Annotated in this window: 17 protein-coding genes; 13 read left to right on the top strand and 4 right to left on the bottom strand. The window is 62.4% G+C overall.

Going from position 1 to position 18,649, the window contains the following annotated elements:
* The first annotated feature begins 36 nt into the window (after positions 1-36).
* The 7 genes from GY725_12745 to GY725_12775 all read left to right on the top strand — a co-directional run bounded on the left by GY725_12745 (position 37) and on the right by GY725_12775 (position 7,710).
* Positions 37-1,152 (top strand): NAD(P)/FAD-dependent oxidoreductase, encoded by a 1,116-nt coding sequence (locus GY725_12745; GenBank protein ID MCP4005054.1) that lies wholly within the window; start codon positions 37-39, stop codon positions 1,150-1,152.
* Positions 1,153-1,210: 58 nt separating this feature from the next.
* A complete protein-coding gene (gene hisD, locus GY725_12750; protein ID MCP4005055.1) occupies positions 1,211-2,515 on the top strand; it encodes a histidinol dehydrogenase in 1,305 nt (434 codons plus the stop codon).
* A 28-nt stretch (positions 2,516-2,543) separates the two neighbouring features.
* On the top strand, positions 2,544-2,873 hold the full coding sequence (locus tag GY725_12755) for an SDR family NAD(P)-dependent oxidoreductase (protein ID MCP4005056.1): 330 nt from the start codon (positions 2,544-2,546) through the stop codon (positions 2,871-2,873).
* Positions 2,874-2,925: 52 nt separating this feature from the next.
* Positions 2,926-4,158, top strand: coding sequence for a pyridoxal-phosphate dependent enzyme (locus GY725_12760; protein MCP4005057.1), 1,233 nt, complete (start codon positions 2,926-2,928; stop codon positions 4,156-4,158).
* Between the two features lie 56 nt (positions 4,159-4,214).
* On the top strand, positions 4,215-5,951 hold the full coding sequence (locus tag GY725_12765; protein ID MCP4005058.1) for an MBL fold metallo-hydrolase: 1,737 nt from the start codon (positions 4,215-4,217) through the stop codon (positions 5,949-5,951).
* A gap of 103 nt (positions 5,952-6,054) precedes the next feature.
* A complete protein-coding gene (locus GY725_12770) occupies positions 6,055-6,897 on the top strand; it encodes a metal-dependent hydrolase (protein ID MCP4005059.1) in 843 nt (280 codons plus the stop codon).
* A 198-nt stretch (positions 6,898-7,095) separates the two neighbouring features.
* Complete coding sequence (locus GY725_12775) at positions 7,096-7,710, top strand: isoprenylcysteine carboxylmethyltransferase family protein (GenBank protein MCP4005060.1); 615 nt, start codon at positions 7,096-7,098, stop codon at positions 7,708-7,710.
* Between the two features lie 16 nt (positions 7,711-7,726).
* On the opposite strand, the gene GY725_12780 is transcribed toward GY725_12775, so the two are convergent.
* Complete coding sequence (locus GY725_12780; protein ID MCP4005061.1) at positions 7,727-8,587, bottom strand: arylamine N-acetyltransferase; 861 nt, start codon at positions 8,585-8,587, stop codon at positions 7,727-7,729.
* A gap of 148 nt (positions 8,588-8,735) precedes the next feature.
* Here GY725_12780 and GY725_12785 point away from each other — a divergent pair, with 148 nt between their 5' ends.
* Together GY725_12785 and GY725_12790 are read left to right on the top strand one after the other, a co-directional pair.
* Positions 8,736-9,119, top strand: coding sequence for a pyridoxamine 5'-phosphate oxidase family protein (locus tag GY725_12785; protein MCP4005062.1), 384 nt, complete (start codon positions 8,736-8,738; stop codon positions 9,117-9,119).
* Positions 9,120-9,174: 55 nt separating this feature from the next.
* A complete protein-coding gene (locus GY725_12790; protein ID MCP4005063.1) occupies positions 9,175-10,230 on the top strand; it encodes an epoxyqueuosine reductase in 1,056 nt (351 codons plus the stop codon).
* 78 nt (positions 10,231-10,308) lie between these two features.
* On the opposite strand, the gene GY725_12795 is transcribed toward GY725_12790, so the two are convergent.
* From GY725_12795 to GY725_12805, 3 genes are all read right to left on the bottom strand, one after another.
* A complete protein-coding gene (locus GY725_12795; protein ID MCP4005064.1) occupies positions 10,309-11,694 on the bottom strand; it encodes a DUF1566 domain-containing protein in 1,386 nt (461 codons plus the stop codon).
* 162 nt (positions 11,695-11,856) lie between these two features.
* On the bottom strand, positions 11,857-13,005 hold the full coding sequence (locus GY725_12800; protein ID MCP4005065.1) for a thiolase family protein: 1,149 nt from the start codon (positions 13,003-13,005) through the stop codon (positions 11,857-11,859).
* Complete coding sequence (locus GY725_12805) at positions 13,005-13,460, bottom strand: hypothetical protein (protein MCP4005066.1); 456 nt, start codon at positions 13,458-13,460, stop codon at positions 13,005-13,007. The genes GY725_12800 and GY725_12805 overlap by 1 nt, the downstream gene beginning before the upstream one ends.
* 120 nt (positions 13,461-13,580) lie before the next feature.
* Between GY725_12805 and GY725_12810 the strand changes: the two genes are divergently transcribed.
* From GY725_12810 to GY725_12825, 4 genes are read left to right on the top strand one after another with little or no spacing between them, the layout of a single operon-like run.
* Positions 13,581-14,204, top strand: coding sequence for a TetR family transcriptional regulator (locus tag GY725_12810; protein ID MCP4005067.1), 624 nt, complete (start codon positions 13,581-13,583; stop codon positions 14,202-14,204).
* A 12-nt stretch (positions 14,205-14,216) separates the two neighbouring features.
* Complete coding sequence (locus GY725_12815) at positions 14,217-16,652, top strand: CoA transferase (protein MCP4005068.1); 2,436 nt, start codon at positions 14,217-14,219, stop codon at positions 16,650-16,652.
* Between the two features lie 17 nt (positions 16,653-16,669).
* The gene (locus tag GY725_12820) at positions 16,670-17,839 is read left to right on the top strand and encodes an acyl-CoA/acyl-ACP dehydrogenase (GenBank protein ID MCP4005069.1); all 1,170 of its coding nucleotides are present in this window, start codon (positions 16,670-16,672) and stop codon (positions 17,837-17,839) included.
* A gap of 8 nt (positions 17,840-17,847) precedes the next feature.
* Positions 17,848-18,642, top strand: a complete 795-nt coding sequence (locus GY725_12825; GenBank protein ID MCP4005070.1) for an SDR family oxidoreductase — start codon at positions 17,848-17,850, stop codon at positions 18,640-18,642.
* The last annotated feature ends 7 nt before the right edge of the window (positions 18,643-18,649 follow it).

Raw genomic sequence — 18,649 nt, forward strand, 5'->3', positions numbered from 1 at the left:
TCGTCGCCAGCAATCGAGAAGGGAACTGAAACCGACGTGACTGTAGACAGGGTCGACGCAATCGTTGTCGGAGCCGGGGTCGTCGGGCTCGCGGTAGCCCGGGCTCTCGCACGCATGGGGCGCGATGTGGTGATCCTCGAAGCGGAACGAGACTACGGGTTGCAGACCTCGTCCCGCAATAGCGAAGTGATTCACGCCGGGATCTACTACCCGCAGGGGAGCCTCAAGGCGCGACTTTGCGTCGAGGGCAAGCAGGCGCTCTATCGCTACTGCGAGGCGCGGAATGTTCCACATCGCCGGATCGGCAAGCTGATCGTCGCGACCCGCGATGAGGATATCCCGGTGCTCGAGAGCCTGAAGCTCAGCGCCGCCCGAAACGGGGTCGACGACCTGGAGAGGTTGTCGGGTGAGCAGGCGATGGAACTCGAACCCGCGCTGTACTGCAAAGCGGCGTTGCTGTCGCCGTCCACCGGCATCATCGACAGTCACGGCTTCATGACGGCACTCCTCGCCGACGCTCAAGAAGCCGGTGCGCAACTGTCCGTGAACACGACGTTCGAAGCGGGCCATGCGGACGGTAAAAACCTGCGCGTCCGCAGTGGCGAGATGGAACTCGATTGCGATGTCCTGATCAACGCGGCTGGACTCGGCGCTCAGGAAGTGGCCGGGGCCATCGAAGGACTCGACGCGAGCACGATACCGCGCCGCTATCTGACCAAGGGCAGCTATTTCGTGACTCCGGGCAAGCCCGCATTCACACGCCTGATCTACCCGGTTCCCAATACCGCAAGCCTGGGGATTCACGTCACACTCGACGTGGCCGGCCAGATGCGTTTCGGGCCCGATCAGGAGTGGGTCGAAGAGGTGAGTTATCGGGTCGATGAGGCGAGCGCCGCGAAGTTCGCCGAATCGGTGCTTCGCTACTTCCCCGGGTTGGATGAATCCGCCCTGGTCCCTTCCTACGCCGGAGTTCGTCCCAAGGTTCAGGCTCCCGGCGAGCCGATGGCCGATTTCGCCATCTACGGACCCGAGGTACACGGAATTCCCGGTCTGGTGAATCTCTTCGGTTTCGAGAGCCCGGGTCTTACGGCTGCACTGTCGATTGCACGCGAGGTGCTGAGTAGAATCGGGCTGGATTCGGAACTCGAGTGATTCCATCTGCGCTTCTCGAGCCGCAGCGCTCCCACTCGCACGCAAGAGGAAGATCGCAATGCCCCCTCAGTATCTGAAGAAGGCCCAACGTACGCCGGTGAGCACGGAACAGGAAACTCGTCGCATCGTCAGCGAGATCCTGGCGGAAATCGAGGCCGGAGGCGAAGACAGAGCCCGCAGATACGGCGTCGAACTCGACGGCTGGCGGGGCGACATCCGGATGTCCAGAGAAGCCGTGGAGGCCGCGGCCGAGCAGGTGCCTTCCCAGCTCAAGGACGATCTGCGTTACGCGCACGAGCGCGTGCGCAGTTTTGCCGAGAAACAACTGGCCAGCATCTCGGAATTCGAGACCGAGCTATCGCCGGGGCTCTGGGCGGGTCAGAAGCTGATCCCGATCGAAACGGCTGGATGTTATGTGCCGGGCGGACGCTACGCCCACGTCGCATCGGCAATCATGAGCATCACCACGGCGAAGGTCGCGGGTGTACGCAATATCGTCGCCTGTTCGGCTCCCGGGACGGATCGCGGCGGCATCCACCCCGCCATCCTCTACGCAATGGATCTCGCGGGTGCGGACCACGTCCTTGCACTCGGGGGTGTCCAGGGAGTTGCGGCGCTGGCTTATGGTCTCTTCAGCGGATGTGAAGCCAATATCCTGGTCGGCCCTGGTAACCGCTTCGTCGCCGAAGCCAAGCGCATGCTCTTTGGCCGGACGGGTATCGATCTCTTTGCCGGTCCCACGGAGATACTCATCATCGCAGACGCGAACGCGGATGCGGAAATCGTGGCATGCGACCTGGTCGGTCAGGCAGAGCACGGTTTCGACTCACCGGCCTGGCTGGTTGCAACCGATCGCGGACTGGCTGAGCGAGTCATGGAGAAGATGCAGGTTCTGATTGACGATCTTCCCGAAGCTCAGCAACAGGCGGCCGATGCGGCCTGGCGGGACTTTGGCGAAGTGGTGTTATGCAAAGACGACGAAGAAGCCGCACAGGTCAGTGATGTGTATGCGCCCGAGCATCTGGAAATCCAGACGGACAATCTCGACTGGTATGTGGATCGGTTGCGCAACTACGGCTCGCTCTTCGTCGGTGAGGAAACCACCGTCGCTTTTGGTGACAAGTGTTCCGGGACCAATCACATTCTTCCCACCAAGGGCGCCGGGAACTACACGGGTGGATTATCCGTGCATAAGTTCATCAAGATCGTCACGACACAGCGCATGACCCGCGAAGCCAATCGCGAGGTCGCGGCGGTGACGGCTCGAGTCTCGCGACTGGAGAGGATGGAGGGACACGCGCGCACCGGCGACATCCGCCTGGCCAAGTATTTCCCCGATACGCCTTTCGATCTGGTCCCGTGAGAATATTGGACGTCGGGGGAAGGAAGAAGTGAGCGCAGAGCTATTCGATCTGTCGGGGCAGGTTGCCCTGTGCACCGGCGGCAGTTCCGGAATCGGTCGGCGTATGGCCGGGGCTCGGTCCCGTGCTGGAGCCAATGTGGTCCTGATCGGGCGACGTGCCGAGGCGATTTCGGAAGCGCTCACGGAAATCAACGACTCCGATTCGGGCAAAGCCGCTGGGCTGGTCGCCGATCTGCTCGATCGCGACTGGTTCGAGGAGCGCTCCCTCTGCTCCGGTCCCCGAGCTTTTCAGTACCTGGAGAACGGGAGTGCATCCGCTGCCAAGATTCTCCTGCGCCCCTCATCGAGTCAGGACTGACACAGGCGATGACTGACACGAGCACGAAGCACTCGCCCGCAAGGACCGGAACATGACACTTTCCATCAATCCGCTGATCTCCCGACTGAGATGTTCGCTATCGGGTCGGGAGGTCGACAGCAAAGGCTTTACGTCTCCCGTCGGGCTGTGTTCGTGTTGTCCCGCACCGGGGCGGCCGGTCGAGGTCGAGTACGATCTCGAGCGCGCCGTGCGCGAGAAGCGAATCGTCGGGATGTTCGACCGAACCGCGGACACCGCTCCCCAGGGGATGCTGCGCTACGCCCCATTACTTCCGGTGCACGGGCTCGCGCAAGACTACGCGGCCGACGTCGGAGCCACACCGATCATCCGGCACGACGCACTCAGCCGAGATCTCGGCGTCGACTACTTCATCAAGTGCGAAGGTGGAAACCCGTCGAACAGCTTCAAAGATCGCGGGTTGGTGATCGGCGTCGCGTTTGGAGCCGCGTGTGGTGCGCAGCGTTTCTGTCTGCCAACCCAGGGCAACGCGGGTGTGGCCGCCGCGCTCTTCTGTTCGCGACTGGGCCTGCCACCCGCCATCGTCTATATGCCCGATGGCTATCAGCAGAGCATCTACCAGCGCGCCTGCACGTTCTTCGGCGGTGATGTGCGCTTCGCGGGTGAGAACATCGCTGCGGCCGGTGCGAAGATGCGCGAGGAACTCGCTGCTCCGCTTGCCAGCGGTGAGTACGTGGACCTGTCCACGTTCTTCGAACCGGGCCGCCTGGAGGGCAAGAAGACCATGGGCCTGGAGATTTTTGACCACTTTGGTCCCACCACGCTGCCGGACTGGATCCTCTATCCGACCGGGGGCGGAACTGGACTGGTGGGAATCTGGAAGGCGCTGGCGGAACTCATCGAACTGGGCCTGCTCGACGAGCGCCAGCCATTACCCAGACTGGTTGCCGTGCAATCGGAAGCCTGCGCGCCCGTGGTCCGCTCCTTCGAAAAGGGCCTGGAACAGGTGGAGCCGGTCGAGTCCACCGGTACGGTCGCCGACGGACTGGACGTACCCCGAGCCATCATGGGCCATCGCATGCTCGCCGCTCTGCGCGAGTCGGGTGGCACCGCGATTGCGGTCCTGGAGTCGCACACCGTCGCGGCCTTCGAGGAATACGGACGACGCGGTGTGAGTGCGGGTTTCGAAAGTGCGGCACTACTGGCGGCCCTGCGCAGCATGCGCGTCAGCGGAACGATCGCTGAAGGCGCGCGGGTTCTCCTGCTCCATACTTCCGGGCCGTTTGCCGGGCTTGACCGCGCCTGAAGATCTGGTCTCGACTTTCTCCAACGCCAAGAAACCGAAACGATGAGGTCTATCTGATGCAGCCCGAGATCCTTGACCCACCTGTCGCCCAGGGCTCCAGTAGCGCCGTCGTCGAGGGGCCGAAAGGGGAGATTGCCAACCGTGACCTGATCGAACACTCCAAACGCTTTGTGCCCAGACTCTGGACTGTTACGGAGCGCGTTCACTGCGCGGTGGGCTATGGCCTCGCCAACTCAACCGCCATTCAAGCTCCGGAAGGTCTGGTCATCGTGGATACCGGTGAATCCGTGGAAGAGGCCGGTGACCACGTGGCAGCGGTTCGCGCGATCACTGATCTGCCGACACGGGCCGTGATCTACTCGCATAGCCATTACGTTGACGGCACGACAGCCTGGCTTCGGGAGAACGAGCCCGCGCTTCGCGTGTACGGTCACGAACGCATTCCCGATACTCGCGCCAACATCGCCGGTGAAATCGGACCGGCCTACAATCGACGGGCGTGTCTTCAGTTCGGACTCTTCCTGCCCCAGCAGGGTCCGGATGCCATGCCGAATCACGGGATCGGTCCCTTCTTCTTCAATCCAAATCACTCCAAGCGTACTCCGGGCTTTCTGCCGCTCACCGATCCGATCCGGGGAGAGACCGAGACCGAGATCGCGGGCCTCCGCTTCCATTTCATTCCAGCCGCCGCAGACAGTGAGGACTCGCTGATCATCTGGCTGCCGGATGAAGGCGTGGTGATCAACAACAATATCTGGCCAGCGCTCTTCAACATCTATCCGTTGCGGGGCGAGGCGTATCGCGATCCGCTGCTCCTGGTCGAAGCCATCGACAGAATTCGCAGTTTCGATCCGGAACACCTGGTCGGTGTTCACGGGCCTCCGATTTCGGGTCGAGGTGCGGTGCGCGACGCGCTGCGCGACTACCGCGATGCGATTCAGTTCTTGTGGGATCAGACCGTGCGCGGAATCAACCGCGGTTTCGGCCCCGACGAACTCGCCTGGTCGGTGCGGCTCCCCGCGCATCTGGAGACTTCACCGCTCTGCCGTCAGTTCTACGGAGCTGTTCCCCATCACGTGCGCCAGATCCACACCGGGCTCTTCGGCTGGTATGGCACCGATCCCTGTGATCTGTTTCCTCCTCCACCCCAGGTCGAAGCGCAGCGTATGGTCGTCGGTTTTGGGGGCCGCAATCGGGTTCTGGAACAGGCGCGGAATTCTCTGGAAAATGATGAAGCGTCCTGGGCCGCGCGCCTCGCGAGCTGGCTCGTGCGCATCGACTCGGGGGATGGCGACGCACGCCAGATCGAGGCGACCGCGCTTCGCTCGCTGGCCCAACAGACCACATCGTCCAATGTGCGTTCCGTGTGTCTGACCCGAGCACTCGAACTCGAGGGCACGGTTGATACGAGTTTCCTGAATCAGCGACCGGCTGCCGAGCGTCAGGTTCTGGCCGCGGCCCCGACGCGTTTCGTAAAGGCGCTGCGCGTCCAGCTCGATCCGGAAAAGAGTTCCGCCGTGTCGCAGACGGGGGCCTGGCACTTCAAGGACTCGGAAGTGAACTGCGGTCTCACGGTGCGCGGTGGTGTCGCGGAATTTCTGGAGTCCGCGCCGGAAACTGCGGATTTCGAGCTTCATCTGGAATTACCGCTCTGGGCTCGGCTCTGGTCGGGAAAGCTCTCGCTGGCGGACGCTGTCGCCAGTGGCGAGCTTGTCCTGGTCGGAGAACTCGAGCACGTCGAGGCGTTCTTCGAGCTATTCGATCATGTGAACCTCAGAGGTCCGACTCAGTAGTCGGCTCGACGCCTGGCCCGATCGAGCAGCGGCGAGCGGGGTATCGTCGCGGTATATTATATGCAGCCGCGCCAGTCGTCCGCTCGCGTGAGGAGATCGTCCCATGACCATTCAAGCCTCCTTTCCCGCCGCACATTCTTCCCGGCTGCCCGAAGGTGTGAGCATCCAGCCGCGCAGGTACGAGTTTCAAGACCTGGATCGCGTCCCTCAGTACTGGTTCGCCGGCAACCCGATCATCAGTCATCTGGAGAACGCGTTTTCGATTCTGATCCCGCCGGGTGAGCGTTTCTTCATCCAGTCCGTTCGGAATTTTCAGGACCGCGCCGAGGACCCCGAAGTCAAGGAACTGATCCGAGCTTTCATCCAGCAGGAGGGACTTCACACACGCGCGCATAACGAACTCAATCGTTCGTTTGCGAAGTTCGGTGTCGACGTCGATCGCGAAGTCGCATTCGGAGATCGTATCTTCAACTGGATGGCGCGCCGACTCCCGAGAAAGGTACAACTCGGTGTTACGGTCTTCCTCGAACACCTCACGGCGACCGGCGCCCACGTCCTGTTCATGGAGCCGAAGATCGCGGAATTCATGCACCCGGAAATGCTGCGGTTCTGGCGCTGGCATGCCGCCGAAGAACTCGAACACAAAGCGGTTGCTTTCGATCTCTTCCGCGCAGTCGGGGGCGGTTATCTACTCAGAGTCTTCTCTGCGATCGTAGCGATCGTGTTCGGCCTCTTGCCTTTCAACCGGGTCTTCCTTCGCATGATGAAGGATGATCCGACCGAGATCACCGCCGAGATGAAGAAGCAGGCGAGGGATGTGAACAAGATCGTGATGGGTCCCCAACTCCGTATGATCGGACGCTTCTTCAAGCCGTCTTTCCACCCCTGGCAATGCGACGATCAGAAGTACCTGAAGCAGTGGTACGAATCCGCCCAGCTCAGCTGATCGCCCCGCAAGGTTCGCCTGCACATCCCGATCCGGTGTATTCGAAAACCCGAGCCGCACGGCCGAGGTTTTTCCCGACGTCGCTCTGAAGGCGCCCGAAGCCACGTGATTCCGGGGACTTGGAGCTGAAGATCCCAGCACCGAAGTGCCGTTGGAACGCGAGCTGACAAGCTGAGCAATCCCTCACATTATTCCGACATGGAAAACACCTTCGATCGCATCCAACTCATCGGCCTGGCCGCCTTCGTGACGCTCTTCGTGGGCCGCAGCATCTACATGTGGCGCGTGCGCGGCATCAATCCGATCCGGCTGTCTCGGGGCAAACCGCTCGCCGAAGCACTGATCGAAGCTTGTCTGGTCATCGTGCTGCCGATCTGGCTCTACGAAATTTTCGCCTTCGCCTGGCCGCTGCCCTGGCACGTCTTTCCCGAGCCTCTGAACGTACTCGTCATTGACAACACACCGGCCCGCGTCGTGGGTTGCGTCTTGATCGCATCGGGCATCGCGCTGTTTGCAGCGGCACTCCTTTCTTTTGGGGACTCCTGGCGCGTGGGAATCGATCAGGAAACTCCGGGCGGACTGGTGACGGGCGGAGTCTTCGCTTTCACGCGAAACCCGATCTTCGTGTTCATGGACGTCTACGCGCTCGGCAGTTTCCTGGTTAGCGGACGTCTCTTGTTCGGCCTCTTCACTGTCCTGACCGTCGTTATCATCCATCAGCAGATTCGCAGAGAAGAGGCGTTTCTCGCAAGCTGCCACGGCGAGGCGTACAGCGGTTACCGGGACTGCACTCCGCGCTATCTCTTCTGGTGAAACTCTCGGCGGAGCGTTAGGCGCGGTTTTCAGCGGCCGTCTTTGAACCCGGTGGCGGAGGAGTCTTTTCGTCGGCGGGCAGCTGACTGACGATTTCCTCGCTCATCCCCACCTCTTCGATCAAGAACGCCTTGCGCATCTTCTCATCCGCCGGGTCTCGCGTCATCGTTCCGTCGTTCTCGAGCAGGACACGACTTCCGAAGGTGATCGCTTCGGAACGATCCGGTCGTGCAACTCGCGCGTAAACTTGATAATTGAACGGACTCCAGCCGCGAGTGTCTTCATGTCTCGAGCGGCAATCCGCGGCCGTTGCGTCGAGTCGGTCGAGTCGGCATCGAAGGGGCTGATCGAGGTGAAGTGGGCTGAAGCTGACCGTCCAGCCGGGACCCATCGGCTGGCATTCCGCCCCCCGCGCGTCGTGTGCGACCGACGTCGGTTCCGCGCTCAATCGCAGGGGTTTGTGAAGCTTCATCGTCGGATCGACCAGAAAGTTGCCTTCTTCGAGTTCGACCGTGACGCTGCCGTGATTGGGCGGAGCATCCGCCGGTCCGACGAGCATCGTGGAGAGCACGCGACTGGCCCGGAAGTCGAGGCTGCGAAGAAGCGCGTGGAATCCTCCCGAAATCGCCCAGCAGGTTCCCCCCGTGCCATCCCGCACCCAGCCCTCCAGAAATTCCGCCGGGTCATCGCCCGGAAGAGGGCCCGACCCGCCCCGAGCCAGGTAGATGCGCTTGCGCACATTGTCGAAGGGAACCGCGCAGCTAAATGCCTCGTAGAGTCGCGCCAGGCCGTCCGCATTCGCCACCGGGGGGCGCGGAAGACCGATCTTCGCGAGTACGCGTTCGCTGAGATCGGGATGGAGTTTCGTGTCGGGCAAATGCGTCCTCCGCCCGCGGGGGCCAGGCTCGGATACTGACATAGGATCAGCCTCAGGTGGCGAGCAGCATCATCCCCCCTGCCACAGCCCGAAGTGCCATACTGCTTTCGTTGCCACGAAATGTCTCTGGCATAGAGGAGAAGAGCTCATGGGAAAGATCACCGAGGAACACCGGACACTGATCGAGGAAGTAGGCCTGTGTTTTGTCGCATCGGCCTCCGCTGACGGCACGCCAAACGTCAGTCCGAAAGGCTCGATCGCCGTACTCGACGACGATCACCTGGTATTTGCGGAAATCATGAGCCCGCACACCCGGCAGAATCTCCAGGAGAATTCCAAGATCTCGGTGTGCGTGTGCAAGCCGGAGACGTTCAAGGCTTTTCAGTTCAAGGGCACCGCAGAGCTGACCTCCGACGGCGCCGTATTCGACATGTTGGTCCAGACGATCAAAGAGAAGAAGCTGCCCGTCCCCCCGCCCAAGCACGCCGTGACGATCAAAGTCGAAGAAGTTCGCGCACTGGGTGAGAGCTGAGTCGAAAGAGTTCCCGATCGACAACAACCCCCGGGAAGTGTGAGGAGTGTCCGACGTGGATAGCCCGAAAGAACTCACGGAATTCGCGCTCGAGTTCGTGAAAACCTATGGCGCCGTCGCCGCAGGAGTGTCGACGTTGGAGACGCTCGCCGGAGGCCCGCCTTCTGCCGATCTGGAGCACGTGCTCGAAGGGGCCAGGTCCGCAGTCACGTTTGCGTTGCCGCTCGACCAGGAGAAGATCCTCACCTACCTGGCCAAACAGGATCACGCCTCTCACCAGGCCGACAACCTCAGGACGACCAACCTGGTCACAGGGATTGCCACCAATCTGGCTTCCTACTGGACTCAACACGGAATTCCGTCCTACGGGGTCGACGCCAATTTCGTCTTTCGTCAAGACACGCCCAGGGGCATGATGGACTTCATGCCCGACATCTCCCACCGCTATCTCGCGGCCCGTTCGGGTGTTGGCTGGTTCGGCTTTTCGGGGAATATCATCACCGAGGAGAACGGCGCGGCGGTCCTGCTGGGCACGACGGTCACGACGGCTGAACTCGAGCCGACCGAACCGCTTGCGGCCGAGGACAAGTACTGCGACGACTGCCAGCTCTGCCTGGCGAGTTGCAATTCCGGGATGTTCGACAAGACCGAGAAGACGACGGTTACAATGGGGGATCGGGACTTCTGTTATTCCAAGCGGAAGAGTTATCACCGTTGCGACCTGGTCTGCGGAGGCTTCACCGGGTTGTCGAAGAACGGAAAATGGTCCACGTGGTCTCCGGGACGTTTCGATATTCCCGAGAGCGACGAGGAGTTCCTGCCCGCCCTCGCCGGAGCGATCATGGCTTCGTCGCCGCGACCCGAGATCGAGGGCGGTTTCTTCCACCCGGGAATGGGATCCGCGCGCAAGCTCAACCTGACCTGTGGAAACTGCCAGCTTCTGTGCCATCCGGATCGCGACGAACGCAAGAGGCGTTACAAGCTGCTGACCAAGAGTGGTGTCGTCGTCCAGAACGAAGACGGTTCCCTGGAGGCTGTCTCCCCGGCGAGAGCGAAGAAGCACCTGGCCGAGATGAGCCCCGAGCGGAGAGCGACCTATCAGAAGGACTGACGCGTGCGATTGCGATCGCCCTGCGGAAGACCTTCGACTGGATCAATGAAATGGGGTAGCTGCGCCCGGGCGCTCGCTCTATCTCGGGAGAAGTCGCCGAGTGAGCCCGAGCACGAGCACCAATCCGAGAGCACCGATCAGAAGCAGGGTTTCCCAGCGGCCCGAGAACAACGGTACGGACACGGCAGCCGAGCGAACCAGCAAGACGTAGTTGTCGATGCTGATCAGATCGAGCTGCGGACCAAAGAAGTCGCCGGAGGAATGCGTCCCTTCCGCCTTGGGATCGGTTCGCTGGGCACCGGCGCCGTGAACATCCAGAACACTCCCGAACGGATTGCCCAGCGCCTCGAAGAAGGAGACGTAGACGGCACCGGTACTGCTTGGACTTCCCCCGGTGTCGAGTTCTACAAAGGTCGTACCGGTCCAGTGGAATCCGTAGTCGCCATTCGGATCGTAGGCGGCGGCCGTCTGGTCCGTCGCGGTGAGCAGGAATAACGAGTCGATCGCGGGACTCGAGGTCGCGTCGGGCGAACGGGAATAGTCGATCAGGCCTTGAAGTTCCTTGGCGTTGGGCAGGCGCCAGTCGCTGTAGCCGAGGTAGTTCGCGGAGTTCTTCGTCTGCGCGTAGGCCAGAGCGGCTTCCCAATTCATGCGCACGGAACTATCGGCCTGTGTCCACATCAGGTTCGTAGCACCATCCGTGAGAGTTCCATCGGCGTTGTCCTGGAGGTCGTTGACGCCGTAGGCAGTACTTCCAGCCACGAACATGGCGTAATACTCTTTATCCGCTCCACCGGGCCCCGGCTCCTGAAGCGGGTAGCCCTTGATACGGCCGTCGGCGAAGTTGACGCCCATGAAGCTCGAGTCGGCGACCATCGTCGTGCTGGTGTAGTCGGTACTCGTCCAGACCTGCATGTCGATGATCCGGTCTCCGGCGCTGATATCTCCCCAGTCGAAGTCGAAGACGGAACCGTCCAGGAAGAACTCTGCCCCGGTTCCAGTGGTTGCAAGAGGCTGGGGCTGAATTCCGCTGAACTGGATGAGCGAGTACAACTCCTTGACGGTCGGCACGCGCCAATCGCTTCGGCCACCGTAGACGGCGCTATTGAGCTGCGAAACCTTGGTCGTGAGGTCGGTTCGCAAGAACTTATCGTCCGCGTCGATACCTGAGACGCCATCCCAATCGATGCTCTGTGTCCAGTACAGACCGGTCACGTCGTCCTGAATCACTTCACCCGCGGATATCACCGTGTAGCTGGGCTGATTGCCGCTGTTCTGCGCATCCTGCCCGTAGAACGCTTCGCTCGAGGTCGCCGGTGCAGAGATCACATTGCCCAGATCGTCGTAATAGGTCGTCTGCCCGGTATCGACGATCGCAAAAGTCTGTGCCTCGGCAGAGGACGAAACGAAAATCAACGACAACAGAACGAGCCAGAGTAGTCCAGCGCGTTGCGCAGGTAGCATGGGTATCTCCAAGAGTTTCAACGCTCTCCCGTCGAAACGGGCCTTCCAAGAGCAAGCGCTAGTCGCTCGCATTATCTCAGCTGGTCGCGCGCCAATCAATCACCGGTTGGCGTGGCGGATAGAGCGTCTGGAAACGACTGCGACGGGTTCCGGGCTCCGTTCTCAGTCCCGCTGGAGCACGTGCACGACGCAGACGGCGCCGATGCCGACCATGTGTGCCAGGCCAGTGCGCGCTTCGGGCTGTTGCCGCGGCCCTGCTTCGCCGCGCAACTGGCGCGTCAGTTCGCAGATCTGACCGGCCCCCGTCGGTCCAATCGGGTGGCCCATGCTGAGCAGTCCGCCTGATGCACTCACGGCGCAGCGGCCGCCGATTGCGGTATCGCCGTTCGCGAGCATGGCCGCGCCCTCGCCCTCGCCACACAGTCCCATCGCTTCGACGTAAAGCAGTTCCTCGACGGCGAAGGCGTCGTGGCACTCGATCAGGTCCAGGTCCTGTGGACCGACTCCCGCCTGCTCGTACGCGAGTGAGGTGGTTTCGCTCGTGAGTTCGGCATCGAAGTTCTTGGCACCGGGATACACGCTCTCGGTGCGTGTGACCGACGCCAACACACGCGGTGCGCGCGACGCCGCGAGGCCCAGGCGGCGGATCGCGTCGTCTGAGGCCACGATCACCGCCGCTGCTCCTTCTCCGATCGGGCAACACTGCAATCGCGTCAGTGTTCCCGAGATCTGCGGCGGAGCCAGCACTTCTTCGAGGCTGCGTACCTTCTGGCGTTGCGCGTAGGGATTGGCCGCACCGTTGCGACTGTTCTTGACGGCCACCTGCGCGACCTGTTCGGGTCGAACGCCGTAACGGTGCATGTACTCGTTGCTGAGCAACGCGAAATGCGTGAACGGAGCGACGCGTGCGCCGACCAGATCGCGGATGCCCGCCTTGGCACCCGCAATGGCCATGGGTCCCGGCTTGTCCACACCCATGGCGAGCGCGACATCGGAGATCCCGCTGGCGACTTCGAGGCAGGCCTGGGCAAAGGCCGTCGAACCAGATGCCGAGGCATTCTCGACTTGCGCCATGGGAATACCCGTTGCGCCCAGGTGTCGCAGCATGGGGCGCGTAGGAGCCATTCCGAGCATGGCCGTTCCGTTGTAGACCGACTCGACGTCGCGCCACTGGAGTCCCGCGTCGGCGAGCGCTTCGCGCACTGCGGTCAAGCCGAGCGTCACGTAGGGCGTATCGCCGGCGCGCTGGTAGCGGTGCAGGCCGATGCCGACCACGCGCACGGGGCGCAATTCGCGTAGCGTCCGGGCCATCAGGCTTCCCCCCGCACGCGCGAGTCTTCTGCGGACCCGGAGCTGTGAGGAATGAAACGCAGTTCGACGGTCTCGGTGCCTTCGTCGTCGCTGCCCTGCGAAACCAGTACCGAGCTGACCCGGTCGCCGATGGCCAGCCCATCGTCGGTCGGACACGTGAGCGTCGCGCGCACCGCCGGACCGTCGTCGAGCACGATCACCCCAACCGTGAAAGGCGCTTCGATTCCCCCTCCCATGTGCAGGTGCACCGTGGCAAACGCGGCGAGTTCACCGGCGCCGGCCAGTTCCCGTTTCTCGAGCGCTTCGGGCTGGGCGCCGCAGGCTTCGCATCCATAGGGATTGGGAGGAAAGGCCAGGTGTCCGCAGCCGGTGCAGTGCTGTCCAATCAACGCGGGCTGTTCGCCGCTCGCGCGATAAAGACCGGGATGGGCGACCTGTCGTTCCAGTTCCGGCATGGCTCCTCCTCTGCGCCTGCGGGGCTCCGCAGGCGTTCGGTCGTTCTCGCACGTTCTGGATGAGTTGGCCAATCATACGTTTAACTTGCTATACGATCAACAACTATCTAGAGTAATCCTATGGCCGAAAAGCAAAGAACCCAGAGCGAGCGACGGGCGCTTTCGGAGCGGCGTCTGCTCGAAGCTGCGGAACAGCTGATCGCTGAAAAGGGTTCGAGCCGCACCACACTGGCCGAGATCGGTGAGCGCGCGGGTTACAGCCGAGGCCTGGCGAACCAGCGCTTTGGCTCGAAGCGCGAACTGGTCGATGCGCTTGCTCGGCGCCTCCAGAGGCGCTTGTTCGAGGAGACGCTCTTGCCCGCCCTGGCCGGTGAGAGCGGACTCGCTGCCCTGCTGCTCATCGTCGATGTCTGTCTGGGCGCGCTCGAGACTGAAGGTGAGACCGCCCGCGCCTTCTACGTGTTGATGGGCGAATCGCTCGGCCCGGTGCCGGAGATTCGCGATATGGTGGCCGCGGCAAACCGCGAGTTCCGCGCCCACGTCGAGCGCGAGATCAAGCTAGGCATCGAGGCGCATGAGATCCGGCCCGACATTGACGTGGCGGCACAGACCGGGCTCATCGTCGGTGCGCTGCGCGGAATCGTTATGCAGTGGCTCGTCGATCCGGACTCCGTCGACCTCACGAGCTTGCGCCTGGAATTGCACCGGTCGCTTGGGCGTACACTGGGCGTGCACCCTGGTTGAGGAGGACCCGCAATGCTCTCCCCCTACCGTGTAATCGACTTGACCGACGAGCGAGGCCTGGCTTGCGGTTGCGTACTTGCAGATCTCGGCGCGGACGTCTTGCAGGTCGAACCCTCCGGCGGTTCGAGTGCGCGCAAGCGCGGCCCGTTCCTCAAGCACGACCCGGATCCCGAACGCTCGCTTCACTGGCTGGCGTACGCTCGCAACAAGCGCAGCCTGGAACTCGACCTGGAGGACGCCGAGGCACGAGCCAAGTTGCTCCGACTGATCGACGGTGCCGAATTCCTGATCGAGTCGCAGGGTGCCGAGACGATGGCCAGGCTAGGTCTGGGCTACGACGATCTGGCGCTGCGCAATCCGGGGCTCGTGTACGTCTCGATCACGGCCTTTGGACCCGATGGCCCGAAGGCGGACTACGCGGCGACCGATCTGATCGTGCAGGCTGCATCGGGATCGATGGTGCTCAACGGCGAGGCTGACCGCGCACCACTGCGCGTGGGCGGCATTTCGGCCTGGACCTATGCCGGAATGGAGGCTGCGGGAGCTGCTTTGATCGCGCATTGCGAACGCGTTCGCAGTGGCCGGGGTCAACATGTCAACGTGTCGGGACTGCTCTCGACTAATCTCGCCGCGGTGTTTTCGCTTGTGTCCGGTTCGCAAGGCGGCTCCAGAGCCCAACGCGCTGGAGGAGGCCTGAACCTGGGCCCGCTGCGCACGCCGTTCATCTGGGAAGCGGCCGATGGCTTCGCATCTCTCACCCTGATGTTCAGCGGGCCCGGTGCCCCATTCTTCCGCAATCTTCTGGACTGGATGCACGATGAAGGCGTGCTCGACGCGCAGGATGTCGAGCGCGATTGGGCCGATCTGGTCGCACAGATCATCATGGCAAAGGCCGAAGCCTCACCGTTCGATACGCTGATGGAGCGCATAGCGACGCTCCTGCGCGGGCGGACCAAGGCGGAACTTTTCGATGTGGCCATGGCGCGCAAACTGCTGCTGGTCCCCGTCTCTACCGTCGAAGACGTGTTACAGAGTGCGCAGTTCGCGGATCGGGAATTCTGGCGCGAGCTGGAGCGGGACGGTCGGAGCCTGCGCTATCCCGGGCCGTTCGCACGACTGTCGCACACGCCGCTCCAACAGCGCCGACCGGCGCCACGAATTGGCGAGCACACACGGGAGATCCTCGCCGAATCGCTCCGGTCACCTGGAGGTGTGCACTCCGTCTCAACCAATTCTGCGGCGCGGGAACTGCCTCTCGCGGGACTCAAAGTTCTCGACTTCATGTGGGTGATGGCGGGGCCTCATTCCACGCGTGTGCTCACGGACTACGGCGCCACCGTCATCAAGGTCGAGTCCTCGAGCCCGCTGGATCTGGCGCGCGTCCTGCCACCCTTCCACCAGGGCGTTCCCGGACCCGAGAACTCCCTTACGTTCGGTTCGCTCAACGCCGGAAAGCGCAGCCTCTCGATCGACCTGCGAAACCCGCAGACGCGGGCGATCGTGCACGACCTCGTGCGTTGGGCCGACGTGGTGGCAGAGTCGTTTTCGGCTGGCGTGATGAAGGGACTGGGTCTGGACTACGAGTCCCTGCGTCAGATCAATCCCAATATGATCATGATGAGCAGCTGTCTGTTCGGACAGACGGGACCGATCTCCTCCATCGCGGGCTACGGCACGATGGGCGCTGCAGTGGCGGGACTCGTGCAGCCCACCGGGTGGCCCGATCGGCCGCCCTGCGGGCCCTTTGGCCCCTATACCGACTGGCTCGCACCGCGTCTCACCGTACCGGTGTTGTTGGCCGCACTGGACCATCGGCGCCGCACCGGACAGGGACAGCACGTGGACCAGGCGCAAGCGGAATCCGCACTTCACTTCATGGTTCCGGCATTGCTCGACTACGAGGCCAACGGCGCGGTGATCGACCGCGTTGCAAATACCGACAAACAAATGTCGCCGCACGGCGTTTATCCCGCCGACGGTGACGACGAGTGGGTGGCGATCGCGGTACGCGACGACGCAGACTGGGTGCAGCTCTGTGTGACGCTCGGTCGTCGCGACCTCGAGTCGGACGCGCGCCTGATGTCTTTGGAAGGTCGTCTCGAACGCGCTGAAGAGATCGACGCGGCCCTTACAGAGTGGACTCGTGCGCGTGAAGCCTCGCAGAGCGAGCGCGAATTGCAGAAGGTGGGTGTTCCCGCGCACGCTGTCGTGCACGCGAAGCGCGCGTCGCAGGAGCCGCAGTACGACGGTCATTTCATCGAGGCGTCGCACTCGCTTCTCGGAGCGATGTTCGTCGAGTCCTCGCGCTACCGGCTCTCGCATACCCCGGCGCGTGTCGAGCGCGCTGGGCCGACGATCGGACAGGATACTCATGTGATCTTGAGCGAGTTGCTCGGTTACGACGACGCGCGAATCGAAGCCCTCAGGGATGCCGGAGCACTCGGTTAGATAGGAGACGCCAGAAGATGGAATTCGAACTCAATCAAGAGCAGCAGATTCTGCGCGAGGAACTTCGAAAATTCCTCGATGCGGAAATTCAACCGCTCGACGATCGCTGGGGTGACGAGGAGATGACCGCCGAGCACGCCCGCGAGTTCTGCAAGAAGCTGATCCCCTGGGGCTATATGGGCGGAGACGATGCGGGGCTGGGAGTCAAACGCGACGCGACTGTCGGATGCATCTTGAACGAAGAACTCGCTCGGGCATTTCCTGCACTTTCCGGAGTCTCGGGCATGACCGCAGGAACGGCCTCGATGATCGAGATGGGTGGGCACCCGGAGGTGGCGGCGCGCCTCGTCGAGCCCCTCCGGCGCAGCGAACTCATCGGTTGCAATGCCTTCACCGAGCCTAGCGTCGGCTCCGATCCGTCGGGTATCGAGTGTCGCGCCGAAAAGAGGGGCGATCGCTGGATCGTCAATGGCGCCAAGGCGTGGATCTCGAATGGACATATCGCCGATATCGCGATCGTGTTGCTTCAGACCGATCCATCAAAGGGTGCGGCGGGTTTTCGTCAGCTCGTGATCGACCGCCGGGAGTCGGCCTTCGAGAGTCGCGACACGCCGACGATCGGACTGCGCGCCTTTCCCACTTCGGAGCTTTTCTTCAATGACGTGGAGGTTCCGGAGATCAACCTGATCGGGGGTTGGAAGAAGGGCAAGGGCGATGTCGATGCCTCGACCGCGTTTGCTCGCACACTCGCGATGATCGCCGGTGTTCGCGCAAATACCGCGTTGCTGGCGGTCGGCATCGCGCAGCGCGCATTCGAGATCGCACTCGACTACGTCAAGCAACGCCGCCAGTTCGGCAAGGAGATCGCTCGTCACCAGATGGTCTCGGCGATGATCGCAGACATGGCGACCGACATAGATGCTTCGCGTCTGCTCTGTTATCGGGCGTTGCACAAGCGCGGTCGACCCGAGGTCGAGGCGTCGATGGCCAAGGGGTTCGCAACAGAGGCTGCGGTACGCGTCTGTTCGACCGCCATGCAGTGCATGGGTGCGAACGGGCTCGCCGACGAGAACCGCGTCGAGCGCTGCCTGCGCGACGCGCGAATGTTGACGATCCCCGACGGGACCACACAGATCCAGAAACTGATTGTCGGCCGGGCGCTCACTGGAATGTCCGCGATCCGTTAGGAGAGAACATGAGCGAAGAGATTCTAGACCTGAAAGGACGAATTGCCCTCGTCACCGGTGCGGGCCAGGGTGTGGGGCGCCAGGTGGCCCTCCATTTCGGCGCTCATGGCGCAGGCGGAGTGGTGGTGAACGACGCCCGTCTGGAGCGTGCCGAGGCCGTGGCGAAAGAAGTCGAAGCGCTCGGCGTTCGCGCGCTGGCCATCGGTGCCGACGTGACCGATCGCGAGGCCGTGAACGAGATGACCCGACGCGCGGCCGCCGATCTCGGCCCGGTTGGCATCCTGGTCAATAACGCGGGCAATATGGGCATCGATCCGGCCCAGGTCGAACCCAAGCCATTCTGGGATGCGAGTCGCGAGTCGTGGGATGCCTTCATCGACGTGAACCTGTACGGCGTCTTGAATTGCTCGAGTGCGGTCATTCCCGGAATGATCGAAAGTGGAACGGGCGGGCGGCTGATCACCATCATTTCCGACGCCGGTCGCGTGGGTGAGCAGAACCTCGAGATCTATTCGGCCGCCAAGGCTGGCGCGGCGGGTTTCATCCGCGCGGCTGCTCGGTCGCTCGGTCGCTACGAGATCACGGCAAACTGTGTTGCGATCGGGACGACACGAACGCCGACGCTCGCCGCTGTGACCGAGAACGAGGAACTCGGCAAGCGGGTGTTGCGCAACTACACGATTCGCCGCTTCGGTGAGCCGAGTGACATCGCGAACATGGTGCTCTTTCTCGCATCCGAGGCTGCGAGCTGGATTACGGGCCAGACCTACCCGGTAAATGGCGGCTTCTCCTTCTCGATGTGAGGAAATG

It is taken from the genome of bacterium (genome assembly GCA_024226335.1).
GTDB lineage: Bacteria > Myxococcota_A > UBA9160 > SZUA-336 > SZUA-336 > JAAELY01.